This window comes from Flavobacterium hankyongi (genome assembly GCF_036840915.1).
Taxonomy (GTDB): Bacteria; Bacteroidota; Bacteroidia; order Flavobacteriales; family Flavobacteriaceae; genus Flavobacterium; species Flavobacterium hankyongi.
In genome coordinates, this window is the sequence record NZ_CP085725.1 from 2,434,260 (window position 1) to 2,448,053 (window position 13,794).

The window sequence follows — 13,794 nt, forward strand, 5'->3', positions numbered from 1 at the left end:
TTAAGTTTCTTTTTTAACTAAAACATAGCTATCATTTTCTATCGCCATATAACCTTGGTCGTACAAAAAATAATACACATTTCCAGTTTTAGTAGTATAAATAGAGGTGAAATATTCAAAATCGAAGCCTTTAGAAATTAGTTTTGTTCTACTTGTTTTCGATTTTCCATCGGGGTTAAGTTCTGATACAATACGATAGTTTTTACGCAACTTATTATTAATGTTACGCATCAAATTGGTACTATCTTTATTCATTTTATTATTGTAGGCATTTCGGCAACCGTCACTGCAAAACTTCTTGTCTTCCCGACCTACCAATTTTTCTCCACACTCTAAACAAGCTTTCATAGACTTCCAAAATTTCCGTTATTATCTAAAGCTTGTTTTATGTGTGCCAAATGATGTTTACAATGCCAATCGTAGATTCCTAATCCTTCCTTAACCGAAAACAATCTTTGGTGTTGCGGATGAAAATACATCTTGTTCCATTGTTGATCTGAAAGATTCTTTAAAACATAAGCCCATTTTTCATGAACTCCATTTATGATTTTTAAGGAAGCCGAAATATCATTGTTTAAACCATCACACAATTCTGCCCAAAGCGATTCTTCATAAGGTCTTATAACTGGTGCATCTTCTGTTAGCGCTAATTTTATTCTGATTAAAGCATTCATATGACTATCAGCCAAATGATGTATAACTTGCTTTATTGACCATCCTTCTGGTCTATATCTCCAATTAAGTTGTTCTGTAGTAAGTGATTGAGTTATATTTTCTATTTCTTGTGAAAAAGATTGAATAGTAGCTATCCAATCCTGTACTTGTTGGCGTGTAACATCAGGATCAAACTGAAATTTTCCAATAGGGAATTTTAAGGCTTCGAGATTCATTGTTTGTTTATTTGTTTTAAAGATACTAAAATTCCTACTTACAAACGACAACAAATATTTACAATCGAAATTAAACGACTTTGTACCGAATAATTTTTAAACCCCATCTAATCTTTGCAGTGTCAAAATGAATGACGATAATTTTAACTAACAATAACATTTAAATTTTAACGCCATGAATGCATTAAGAAACAAAGTACAATTAATTGGACACGTAGGACAAGAGCCAGAAATCAAAATTCTTGAAGGAGGAAAAAAATTAGCAAAACTAACGTTAGCTACTAACGAAGTCTATTATAATGACAAAAAGGAAAAAGTAACCGACACACAGTGGCACAATATAACTGCTTGGGGAAAAACAGCAGAAATCATTGAAAACTTTGTGAGTAAAGGAAAGGAAATTGCTTTAGAAGGGAAACTAACTTATAGAACTTGGGAAGATTCTAATGGAGAAAAAAAATATTTCACAGAAATAGTAGCCAACGAGTTATTATTACTAAGTAAATAATTTTAATAAAAAAACCTGTCAATTGACAGGTTTTTTTATTAAAAACTTACAATATTTATATATTTTGTTACTTTTACAAAAAACCTACAAAAATGAAAAGAATCACCTACTTGTCATTAATACTACTTTTTTCTACTCATGTGTTTTCTCAAAAACAGAATCATGACCATGATTTTGAAAAAATGGTAGAAGCAGAAATGAAATCTGCATCAAAAAAATTAAATTTAGCTGTAAACCCAAATACATTAAATTACAATATAACCTATCATAAATTAGAATTTAATGTAGATCCAACAGTCAGGGAAATTAGTGGTAAGGTAACTACTAATTATACTGCATTGTCAAATATGAATGCTATTACCTTTGATTTAACAAGTGATTTAGTAGTAAGTTCAGTGAAAGTTAACAATGTTACTTCTACTTTTTCACAAAATACAAGTGAAGAATTAGTTATAAACTTACCTTCTACCCAACTTGCAGGTACATCTGCAACTGTTGAAATTATTTATTCTGGTGTTCCTGCAAACAGTGGTTTCGATTCTTTTGTGGTTGACGTCCATGGGACAAACTCTCCTATTCTTTGGACATTATCTGAACCTTATGGAGCAAGAGATTGGTGGCCTTGTAAACAAGATTTGAATGACAAAGTAGATAACGGAATAGATGTTTACATCACAGCTCCATCACAATACACAAGCGTTTCAAACGGCTTACAACAATCAAGGGTTATTAATGGTGCTAACGCAACAACACACTACCATCATAGCTATCCAATTCCTGCTTATCTTATTGCAATTGCTGTGTCAAATTATCAAATTTATAATCAACAAGGAGGACTTGGAACAGTTGCAAGTCCATTTTTCCCTATCGTGAATTATATTTATCCTGAAACAAGTGCAACTATGACACCTACCTTAGGAGTAACTCCAACAATAATTAACTTTTATGAAACAATTATAGGACCATATCCTTTTAGAAATGAAAAGTATGGTCATGCCGAAATGGGCTGGGGAGGTGGAATGGAACATACAACCGTTTCTTTTATGACTGGATCTGGAGGCACAATGAGCAGATCATTGATAGCTCATGAAATGGCACACCAGTGGTTTGGAGACAAAGTTACTTGCGGTTCTTGGAAAGATATTTGGTTAAATGAAGGAATTACAGAATACATGTCTGGATGTGTAGTTGAAAATCTTGATGGAGCTGCTTCTTTTGTAAACTGGAAAAATTCAAAAATCACCAGCATAACCTCATCTCCTATAGGAAATTTGTACTTATATGACGCTCAACTTACTGATGTAAATAGAATTTTTAGTAACCGTCTTACTTACAATAAAGGGTCTATGGTAACCAACATGTTGCGTTATATCATGGGAGATGCTAACTTTTTTCAGGCATTACGAAATTATTTAAACGATCCAACTTTAGCTTATGCCTATGCAGTAACTCCACAATTTCAAACTCACCTTGAGGCGGTTCATGGAGCTAGTCTACAAGAATTTTTTGATGATTGGGTTTACAAAGAAGGCTATCCTATTTATACAATAAACGCTTATAATTCAGGAACTAACCAAGCTACTGTTGTAATCAACCAAACACAATCAATAACCAATAACGCTCAAACTGGATATGTTTCGTTTTATGAAATGCCAGTGCCAGTTCGTTTAGTTTTAAGTAATGGATCAAATTTTGACGTGAAATTAAACAACACATTTAGTGGACAAAGTTTTAATATTACTTTACCAGCTGGAACAACAATCACAAATGTAATTTTTGATCCAAATAAAAATATTATTTCCCGTAACAGCACAGCGACTTTAGGTACTAATTCTTTTAATTTAGAAACGGCCATCAATGTTTTTCCTAATCCAGTTTCAGATATTTTAACCATTGAGATACCATCATCTACAATTCTTCAAAAAATTAGTATTTATAATTCTATAGGTCAAAAGTCTTTAGAATCTAATCAAAGTAAAATAAATTTATCAGGACTTGCAAAAGGATTATATGTAGTGACTCTAGAAACTAATGAAGGGATATTTCATAAAAAATTGATAAAAAACTAAACTCAGCATAGCTATTGTGTAAAAAGTAAGGCGAAAGTCTTACTTTTGCTTTTTATAGAAATTTTTAAAGTTTAAAATGGATACACTTATTCAAATTGCTCAAATCATATTTATCCTTTCGGTATTAGTAATTTTACATGAATTCGGGCATTATTTACCAGCTAAATTATTCAAAGTTAGAGTCGAAAAATTTTACTTATTCATGGACGCTTGGTTTTCTTTATTTAAAAAGAAAATTGGCGATACCGAATGGGGAATTGGCTGGCTGCCTATTGGTGGATACGTTAAACTATCTGGAATGATGGATGAAAGCATGGATAAAGAACAAATGAAGCAACCTGCACAACCTTGGGAGTTTCGTTCTAAACCAGCTTGGCAAAGACTTATCATCATGCTAGGTGGTATTACTGTAAACATACTTTTAGCTTGGATTATTTATACAACACTATATAGTACCTATGGACAAAAATATGTGTCTACGGCAAAAATTCAGGAAAAGGGATTAGCTTTTGGAGAATCTGGATTAAACGCAGGTTTTAAAAATGGAGATAAAATTGTTTCAGTTGACGGCAAAACTCAGGAAAAATTCAATCGCCTAATCATTGACGTTTTATTAGGAAATGATGTAGAAATTGAACGAAACGGGGAAAAAGAAATATTACATATTTCTGACGAGCAAAAAAGTAAAATTTTAGGTTCTGAAGGTAGAGATTTTATAAAACCAAGAATAGCAACTGTTTTTGTTGACTCTATTTTACCTAATAGTATAGCTTCTAAAGCTGGATTAAAAAAAGGTGATCAAATCGTGAAAATTGACAGTATTAAATTTAACTATTTTGATGAATTAACAGACTTATTAAAAGAAAACTCTAGGAAACAAGTCTCATTAACTGTTTTGAGAGCTAATAAAGAAGTAAATTTAAATACAACTATTTCAAAAGACGGTAAAATTGGATTCTTCCCTACAACAAAAGATAAAAACGATTTTTTAATAACTAATAAATTAAGTTTAATTCAAGCAATCCCAGCAGCAATAAACGAGTCTTATACACAATTTACGTACAACATTAAACAATTTAAATTGATTTTAAGACCAAAAACAGAAGCTTATAAACAAGTTATGAGTCCTATCGGAATTACACAAAAATTACCAACAACTTGGGATTGGGAATTTATCTGGGGCTTTACAGCTATGTTCTCAATTGGTTTAGCCTTTATGAACCTATTGCCAATACCTGGTCTAGATGGTGGACATGCAATTTTTACCATTGCAGAAATGATTACTGGTAAAACTTTAAGTGATAAAGCTGCCGAAAGAGTTCAAACTTTCGGAATGATTATCTTACTGAGCTTAATGGCTTTAACTTTTGGAAAAGATATTTACCAAATCATAGCAAAGAATTTTTTGTAATTTTTTAAAGCTTTTTGTTTGCGATTATAAAATTTCGATTATATTTGCACTCGCTAAAAAGATATTAATCTTCCTCCTTAGCTCAGTTGGTTAGAGCATCTGACTGTTAATCAGAGGGTCCTTGGTTCGAGCCCAAGAGGGGGAGCAACTTTTTAGCAAACACATAAACCTTTTAGGTGATTCCTCCTTAGCTCAGTTGGTTAGAGCATCTGACTGTTAATCAGAGGGTCCTTGGTTCGAGCCCAAGAGGGGGAGCAAAAAGAGCAATACAAAAGTGTTGCTCTTTTTTTATTTCATATATTTGAGAAAAACATCAATCATGAAAAAAACTCTTCTTTTACTTTTATTCTCATGTGTTTCCTTTGCCCAAACAAAAGAAAAAACTGAAATCAATCAATTATTAGACAATTGGCACAAAGCTGCCGCAGAAGCCAAATTTGACAACTATTTTAGTTACTTGGCCGACGAATCTATTTTTATTGGAACAGATGCAACCGAAAACTGGAATAAAAAACAATTCATGGATTTTGCTAAACCTTATTTTGACAAAGGGAAAGCTTGGAATTTTACCGCTTTAGAGCGTAATATTTATTTTGATAAAACTAAAAATATTGCTTGGTTTGATGAATTGCTAAACACCCAAATGAAAATTTGTCGTGGATCTGGTGTATTAGTTAAAGAAGGTAAGGAATGGAAAATAAAGCATTATGTACTTTCAATGACTATACCTAATGACAACACAAACGATGTAATTAAAATAAAGACTCCTATTGAAGACACACTTATTGAAAAATTAAAACCTACGCCTAAAATCGCTAAATAAAAACAACCATAAAAAAAGGAACGATAATCGTTCCTTTTTTATTATTTGTAGATATACTCTTTAAGTTTAGCAATCATTTCAACTGTCATATTTTCCATATTGTAGTCATTCTGCCAACCCCAATCTCCCCTTGCCCTTGAATCGTCTATACTAGCTGGCCAGCTATCTGCAATCTTCTGACGAAAATCTGGCGCATAATCAATAGTAAAATCTGGAAAATGTTTTTTAATTTCTGCAGCAATTTCTTTTGGTGTAAAACTCATTGCCGATAAATTATACGAAGAACGAATTTTAATCTGCTCAGCAGGGGCTTCCATGATTCCAATAGTCGCTTTAATTGCATCATCCATATACATCATCGGTAAAGCCGAGTCTTCAGACAAAAACGAAGTAAATTTTCCTTCGGTAATGGCTTTATGGTAAATATCAACAGCATAATCTGTAGTTCCACCACCTGGAGGTGTACTCCAACTAATTAAACCAGGATAACGAATACTTCTCACATCTACACCATATTGTGTGTGATAATATTCACACCATCTTTCACCCGTTTGCTTGCTAATTCCGTAAACAGTAGATGGCTCCATAATAGTATATTGAGGTGTGTTTTCTCTTGGTGTAGTAGGCCCAAAAACTGCAATACTCGAAGGCCAATATATCTTTTTAATTTTTCCAGCTTTGGCTAAATTTAAAACATGGAAAAGTGAATTCATATTTAAATCCCAAGCAAAAGCAGGGTTTTTCTCTGCAGTTGCTGAAAGAAGAGCCGCCATTAAATAAACATCAGTAATTTGATATTTTTCTATTAAGTGCTCAATTTGATTGTAATCTAATGCGTTTACGACTTCAAAAATTCCATCATTAACAACATCAATATTTAATTTTCTAATATCAGATGCTATTACATTATTTACGCCGTAAATGGCTCTTAACTTTTGAGTAAGTTCGGTACCTATTTGACCACAAGCACCTATAATTAATATTTTCGTGTCCATTTTTATAAAGTTGTGTCACAAAGATAACGTTTTCGCAAATTATAAAACTTAATTCTTCTTAAGAACTTTAACACTTATGATTACGCAAAAAACAAAAACCTTACATTTGCGTTACAGTTTTATTTTTGTGATACTATGACGAGGTTATTAGCACTATTTTCTGTTTTTCTTTGCTTGATTTTTACTGGATGTAAAGACGATTCTGTTATGCATCAAGCAGAAATAACTAGGGCACTTAAAGAAAAAGAATTAGTTTTTACCAACATTAATAAAGTCTGGAATTTTACTCCAAGAGCTTTAACCCCAGAATCGCAATCTATTGCTACAAACTGGAACGAATGGCGATTATTCACAGCAGAATTATATCAAAAACCTAAAAGTACAATTGGTGCATTTAAGCAAAAAACAAAAAGTTTAGCACAAAAATCTGAAGGACTTAATCTATCCATTCCAAACAAACTTCAAAAACCACAAATAAAAAGTCGATTGATGGCTATTGTGACAAAAGTAAGGGCATTAAACACCTTTATGGCTTTTGACAGAATTCCTGAAAAGAAAGTACTAACATTAGTTACTGACTTAAATCAGGAGGTAAATGCTTTTCAAGATCAAATTGAAGAAATCGTGAGAAGAAGTCACATTCAGTTTGAAGAAGGAGAACAAGAAATGCTTAACTCAATTCGAGGGGGTGCAAATCCATTAGAATCACAACAGGATTCTATAAAAACAGTAAGCCCTCCCACTCAAGGAGCACCACAAACTAACATTAAAAAAGAATTAACAGTTCAATAAATTACATCACGTTGAGTACAGAGCACATTAAACAGCTTTTTGCTAATGAACCTAAATTTGAAGCTATTACCAATTCAATTACTGGTGACGCTAAAATTAATGTAAAAGGATTAGTTGGATCATCTCTTTCTTTTGCTATTGAAAGCTGGTTCAAAAAATTAGACAAAACATTTCTAATTATTGCAAATGAAAAGGAAGAAGCAGCCTATATACTAAACGATTTAGAAGAGTTAATTAACGAAGACAATGTTCTTTTTTATCCAAGTTCTTACAGAAGACCTTATCAAATTGAAGATACAGACAATGCAAATGTTTTATTGCGATCTGAAGTTTTAAACAGAATCAATTCTCGAAAGAAGCCTGCTATAATAGTAACTTATCCCGAAGCCTTATTCGAAAAAGTTGTTACCAAAAAAGAACTTGAAAAAAACACGTTAAAAGTTGCTGTTGGCGAAAAAGTTTCTATTGATTTCATAAACGAAGTTTTATTTGAATACAATTTCAAACGTGTCGATTTTATTACGGAACCTGGTGAGTTTTCGGTAAGAGGAGGAATTTTAGATGTCTTCTCTTTTTCAAATGACAACCCTTATCGAATCGAATTTTTTGGAAATGAAGTGGATAGTATCAGAACATTCGATGTTGCTTCACAACTTTCGATAGAAAAGAAAAGTAAAATTACCATTATTCCCAATTTTGAGAATAAATTATTAGAAGAAAAAAGAGAGAGCTTCTTAGATTATATCAATCCAAAAACAACACTTTTTATCCAAAACACCGATTTGTTGTTAACCAATTTGGATAAATTATTTGGCAAAGCCGAAGAAAGTTTCGAAAAACTATCAAAAGATATTAAGCATGCTTCTCCTGAAGAATTGTTTCTAAACCAAAGTTCTTTCATAAAGCAAGCGCTGAATTTTTCAATTGTCGAATTAAATAGTAAGCCAACTTTCAGAGTAGAACAAAGTTTCGAATTACAAACCAAACCTCAGCCGTCATTCAATAAACAATTCGATTTGTTAATGGAGGATTTGAAAAGCAATCGTCAAAACGGAATTAAGAATTATCTTTTTTGTGCCAATGAACAACAAGCCAAACGTTTTCATGACATTTTCGAATCGATGGATGAAAAAGACCATGAAGATTTTGTAAAAGATTATGAAACGATTGTTCTTCCGTTATATCAAGGATTTATTGATTATGAAAACAAAATTGCTTGTTATACAGACCATCAAATTTTTGAACGTTACCATAAGTTCTCAATCAAAAACGGTTATGCTAAAAAACAGACTATTACTCTGAAAGAACTTAATGCGCTTTCGGTTGGTGATTATGTAACACACATCGACCACGGAATTGGAAAGTTTGGAGGATTACAAAAAATTCAAGTTGATGGCAAGACTCAAGAAGCTATAAAGTTAGTTTATGCCGACAATGATATTGTGTATGTAAGTATTCATTCACTACACAAAATATCCAAATACAATGGTAAAGACGGGGTTCCTCCTAAAATTTACAAATTGGGTTCTAGTGCTTGGAAAGCATTAAAACAAAAAACTAAAGCAAGAGTAAAACATATTGCTTTCAATTTAATCCAATTGTATGCAAAAAGAAGATTGGACAAAGGATTTGCTTTTTCTCCAGATAGTTATTTACAGCATGAATTAGAAAGTTCTTTTATTTATGAAGACACACCAGATCAATTAAAAGCAACTCAAGAAGTTAAAGCCGATATGGAAAGTGACCGCCCAATGGATCGTTTGGTTTGTGGTGATGTTGGATTTGGCAAAACCGAAGTTGCCATTCGTGCCGCTTTTAAAGCTGCCGACAATAGTAAACAGGTTGCTATTTTAGTTCCAACAACAATTTTAGCATATCAGCATTATAGAACTTTTAGAGAACGTTTAAAAGATTTGCCAGTCAATATAAATTACCTCAACCGATTTAGAACTGCCAAACAAAAAACAGAAATTTTAAAAGATTTAGAGTCTGGAAAACTAGATATCATCATTGGAACTCATCAATTAGTAAATAAAAACATCAAGTTTAAAAATCTAGGTTTATTAATTGTAGATGAAGAGCAAAAGTTTGGCGTAAATGTTAAGGACAAACTTAAAACCATTGCCGAAAACATTGATACCTTAACTCTAACAGCTACGCCAATCCCAAGGACTTTACAGTTTTCATTGATGGCAGCACGCGATTTATCTGTAATTTCTACGCCACCACCTAACCGTTATCCTATAGAAACACAAGTGGTGGGTTTTAACGAAACGGTTATAAGAGATGCTATCTCATACGAAATTGAACGTGGCGGTCAAGTATATTTCATCAATAACCGAATTGAAAATATTCAGGAAATTGCAGGAATGATTCAGCGTTTAGTTCCAAGTGCCAAAGTGAGTATTGGTCACGGACAAATGGATGGTAAAAAACTGGAAGAAGTTATGTTGTCTTTTATGGAAGGTGATTTTGACGTTCTTGTTGCTACAACCATTATAGAAAGCGGATTAGATGTACCAAATGCTAATACAATCTTCATCAATAATGCCAATAATTTTGGTTTATCTGATTTGCACCAAATGCGTGGTCGTGTGGGCCGAAGCAATAAAAAAGCCTTCTGTTATTTCATTACACCTCCTTATTCAGCAATGACCGAAGAAGCTCGAAAACGTATTCAAGCTTTGGAACAATTTAGCGAATTGGGCAGTGGTTTTAATATTGCCATGAAAGATTTAGAAATTCGTGGTGCTGGAGATCTTTTGGGAGGAGAACAAAGTGGTTTCATCAATGAAATTGGTTTCGAAACCTATCAAAAAATCATGCAAGAAGCGATTGAAGAATTAAAAGAAAACGAATTCAAAGATTTATATCCTGAAGAAAGCGATATAGAGACTAAAGAATATGTAAAAGACCTTCAAATCGATTCTGATTTCGAATTACTATTCCCGGATGATTATATTAATAGTGTCACAGAACGTTTGAGCTTATACAACGATTTAGCTATTATCAAAACCGAAGAAAAACTTCAAGAATATCAACAACAGCTTGAAGATCGTTTTGGTAAAATGCCAAAACCGGCATTGGCGTTATTGGATAGTTTACGTATTAAATGGATTGCTTCTCATTTGGGTATTGAAAAGTTGGTGCTAAAGCAAGGAAAAATGGTTTGCTACTTCTTAGGCGACCAACAAAGTAATTACTATCAATCAGCTCGTTTTCACAAAGTATTGTCATTTGTCCAGCAAAACAACAACTTATGTAAAATGAAAGAAAAAGAGACCAAAAATGGTCTCCGTTTGTTATTGAGTTTCGAAAATGTAAAATCGATTAAAAAAGCATTGGAATTGATAGAGATGATTTAATTTTCCATCTCTATCAGTTTTTTATTTAGAATTAAAATTTCATCTAAGTTTTTATTTTCAACACGATTACAATTAATTAATCCGATTTCAATAGAGTCCATAATTTTACCTATCCCGCCATTTTCAAAAATATTTCCAGATTCTTTTTTAATTTGTCCTCCATCAACTAGTGATTCTTTTAACTCTTGGACTGAATCAATATTTGAAATAGAAACAAAATTACTCTCATCAATAGTATTTATTTCATCATTTATTCTAAAAGTTTGATTTACAATGTCTTCAGATAAGTTATTCACCATTAGTGGAGTAACTTCACTTTTTGATTGTATATTCTGAATATCTCCAACTATTTGATTTTTAATTTCTATAAGCTTTCTATATACATTAATTATCTTTTTTTGCTGTTCAATGAGTTTAATATAATGATCGTTAAAACCATGTTTTAAAGAAAGCTTGTAATGAGAAACAACAAATTTATAATCCCACTCTCTAAAGGTGTCATTAAATAATTTTTCTCTTTCAGCAAAAATCAAATTATAAGCTTCAGTTACGTTCTTTTTAGTGTATTCTACATTATTAAAATTTAATGATTTAAGCTTAGTTTCACCGTTTAAAATATTCAACGCAATGCTCATTTTTTCTTCCAAAACAAGAACTGGCTCCATTAAAACTTTTAATTCTTCCTTTAAGCTATCCAGACGTTGTGTAAAATCACCTTCAAATGCCTGTTCGCTTTTTAATATCTCTATTTCGGGCAAGTTAAGGAATCTATTCTGAAAAGTATTTTGGTATTCATCTACTAAATTTAAATTTCTTGATTCTGACTCAATAAACTTCTCAAACTCTGCTTCAGAAACGAAATTTTGAGGTTTTTGACTAAAGTATTTATCATAAACAAACAAAGTCATTTCTTTTTGTATTTTTTCTTTATTTGAAAATAGCTCCCATGGTGAACGTTCATCAAATTCACAATCAACAAATGGGGTTTTGGCATTAGCTTCTCTTTGTTCACTTGGCGGATGGCTGGCATACATACTTACACTAGAATGTTCATCTTTTTCAAAAAACTTCTTAGAACCATTTAGTTCAACTTCCAATGAATTAAATTTTTCATCGAGCAAAGGCTTATTCTTTAAAGCAAATTTAGATTTGTGAAAATATAAATTATCAGTAAAAATATTCTTCTTTGAAGCGTAGTAAGCATTGTTTAATATACTGTTCCAATAATTAAACCCGTAATCAAGTTTCCATAAGGCAGAAACTATTGCAACACTTCCTGCACTTTTTACAGCAACTTTATCTGCATTAAATTCCATTTCTCTTGAGAGTGAAGAATGCATTAAATTCAAAAACATATAAAATAATTCTAACGCTTTTCTAATTAACCAAATCACTGGTGTAATCACCCAAGCAGCAGCAGAAAGTCTAATATCCGAGTTTCTCCATTGATCTAATATATCATCCCATTTATCTCTAGTAAAAATCATATCATGAATAATAGTATTTGCACTATGTATATAACTTCCAATCTTCATGCTTTTTTGTGCAAAGTGACCAAACTCATGTGCCATTACTGCCTTAAACTCACTTAAATTTAAAGTACTAACTAGGCCCAGTCCTATAGTTAAATCCTTTTTAGTAGGCAAAATTAAACTCATCCAGATGTTAGTATATCGTACATAAGCATTAACATCAGGATCAACATAGATTGATTTTGGTTTTGGCGCTCCTGTTTCTGTACAGATTTGATGGATAAAATCGAACAACTCGTTATGTTCTTCCCTATTTAATTTTATCCTATTGTCAGGTTGAACATTTCTTAATTTTAAAACAAACTTTAAAGTAAAAAGTAAAAGCATTATTGAGCCTGCAATGGCGCCCAATTTCATCAATATTGTCAGTTTGTTAATGTCTTCTATTTCGTAGATAAAAGCATATTTCACAAGAATGACCAAACTATAAATCATAAATAAATACAGAAGAAAAAACAATACAATACCAACAATTGCTAATGTTGCTTTAAAAAGATAATTTTTTGATAAACTTGTAAGGTTTGAAGGTAAAGTCTTTGGACTTGGGGCAGTAATTTTGGAACTCATTTTTTTAAAATTTATGCAATATAAATATTGTCCCTAAACAGAAAAAATTATTAAATGTAATTTTAATAAAAAAGCCAGATTATTAAATCTGGCTTTTTTTTATTTTGTCGTTTTCAAATCCTTGATTACTTTAAAAGCTTTGTCTACAATATCATCATCAACTAAAATCGTAAATTCATTTGTAGTAGAAATTACCTCATAAATAACAATTCCTTCCCAAGCCAATCGTTGAAAAATAAAATAATAGATTCCAGGAACCGAGATGTTTTCCTTTGGTAGTTTAACTGTAATAGAAGCTAAATTTTCTAATTTTTGAGTTAACTTTTCTCCTTTAAAATGCTTTTCTATCAGGTGAGAAATACTATCACTTACTACAATATTTGTCTCGTTTACACCACGTGAAGAAGTATAAAAAATATCCGAGTGTGAATCAATATCAGTAATTAAATCAGCTTGCTTGTTTAAAATAGAATCTGAAATAAGAAAAGTATAATCTGTTAACGAAGAACGAACAGTAATCTCTCCAATGTTCTTCAAAACCTTAGTAATCTTGTGATTCACTTTAAAATCTAAGTCTTCAGATAGACGCTTCAACGCCATTATCACAGCACCTTGTTTTACATCTTTGCCTAATTCTTCTTCTAGCTCATCTGTTATCGTTCTCGCTAATGAAGTAAGGTTAATTATCCCTTGAGAAAGGGCATTTAATAAAAAGGGTTTTGTTTTAATGTAGTTCTCTACTACTGAAGAAATCGTTTTCATTTATCTATCCTAATTTTTTGCAAATATAGAAAATAAACAATTTGTTACAAATTTAACCTCGCTATATTTTTTTGAATGCT

The 13,794-nt window shown here is 31.7% G+C and carries 11 protein-coding genes and 2 tRNA genes; 8 read left to right on the top strand and 5 right to left on the bottom strand.

Translation table 11 applies throughout. The features are described 5' to 3' along the window. Positions 1-348, bottom strand: coding sequence for a hypothetical protein (locus tag LJY17_RS11145; RefSeq protein ID WP_264543902.1), 348 nt, complete (start codon positions 346-348; stop codon positions 1-3). After that, positions 345-890 (bottom strand): YfiT family bacillithiol transferase, encoded by a 546-nt coding sequence (locus LJY17_RS11150; protein WP_264543903.1) that lies wholly within the window; start codon positions 888-890, stop codon positions 345-347. The genes LJY17_RS11145 and LJY17_RS11150 overlap by 4 nt, the downstream gene beginning before the upstream one ends. Before the next feature lie 175 nt (positions 891-1,065). On the opposite strand from LJY17_RS11150, the gene LJY17_RS11155 reads away from it, so the two are divergent. The 6 genes from LJY17_RS11155 (at position 1,066) to LJY17_RS11180 (ending at position 5,701) form a co-directional block, all read left to right on the top strand. Continuing rightward, positions 1,066-1,398 carry a single-stranded DNA-binding protein gene (locus LJY17_RS11155; protein WP_073307864.1) on the top strand — a complete coding sequence of 111 codons (333 nt, stop codon included), beginning with the start codon at positions 1,066-1,068 and terminating at the stop codon, positions 1,396-1,398. A 92-nt stretch (positions 1,399-1,490) separates the two neighbouring features. Further along, a complete protein-coding gene (locus LJY17_RS11160) occupies positions 1,491-3,467 on the top strand; it encodes a M1 family aminopeptidase (RefSeq protein WP_264543904.1) in 1,977 nt (658 codons plus the stop codon). Between the two features lie 76 nt (positions 3,468-3,543). Then, entirely contained in the window at positions 3,544-4,878 is a 1,335-nt protein-coding gene (gene rseP / locus LJY17_RS11165; RefSeq protein WP_264543905.1) for an RIP metalloprotease RseP, read from the top strand. 71 nt (positions 4,879-4,949) lie between these two features. Continuing rightward, a tRNA-Asn gene (locus tag LJY17_RS11170) sits at positions 4,950-5,023 on the top strand. A 36-nt stretch (positions 5,024-5,059) separates the two neighbouring features. Continuing rightward, positions 5,060-5,133 (top strand) — tRNA-Asn (locus LJY17_RS11175). A gap of 64 nt (positions 5,134-5,197) precedes the next feature. After that, positions 5,198-5,701: a nuclear transport factor 2 family protein gene (locus LJY17_RS11180; RefSeq protein WP_264543906.1), complete on the top strand. Its 504-nt coding sequence runs from the start codon at positions 5,198-5,200 to the stop codon at positions 5,699-5,701. Positions 5,702-5,742: 41 nt separating this feature from the next. Here the strand turns inward: LJY17_RS11180 and LJY17_RS11185 are convergent, their stop codons facing one another. Further along, positions 5,743-6,696: an NAD-dependent epimerase/dehydratase family protein gene (locus LJY17_RS11185; RefSeq protein WP_264543907.1), complete on the bottom strand. Its 954-nt coding sequence runs from the start codon at positions 6,694-6,696 to the stop codon at positions 5,743-5,745. A gap of 207 nt (positions 6,697-6,903) precedes the next feature. Here LJY17_RS11185 and LJY17_RS11190 point away from each other — a divergent pair, with 207 nt between their 5' ends. Next, entirely contained in the window at positions 6,904-7,488 is a 585-nt protein-coding gene (locus LJY17_RS11190) for a hypothetical protein (RefSeq protein ID WP_338441327.1), read from the top strand. Positions 7,489-7,499: 11 nt separating this feature from the next. Next, positions 7,500-10,853, top strand: a complete 3,354-nt coding sequence (gene mfd / locus LJY17_RS11195; protein WP_413614509.1) for a transcription-repair coupling factor — start codon at positions 7,500-7,502, stop codon at positions 10,851-10,853. Here the strand turns inward: mfd and LJY17_RS11200 are convergent. Together LJY17_RS11200 and LJY17_RS11205 are read right to left on the bottom strand one after the other, a co-directional pair. Beyond that, positions 10,850-12,952 (bottom strand): M48 family metallopeptidase, encoded by a 2,103-nt coding sequence (locus LJY17_RS11200; protein ID WP_264543909.1) that lies wholly within the window; start codon positions 12,950-12,952, stop codon positions 10,850-10,852. The genes mfd and LJY17_RS11200 overlap by 4 nt on opposite strands. A gap of 99 nt (positions 12,953-13,051) precedes the next feature. Beyond that, positions 13,052-13,714, bottom strand: coding sequence for an aspartate kinase (locus tag LJY17_RS11205; protein ID WP_264543910.1), 663 nt, complete (start codon positions 13,712-13,714; stop codon positions 13,052-13,054). Between the last annotated feature and the right edge of the window lie 80 nt (positions 13,715-13,794).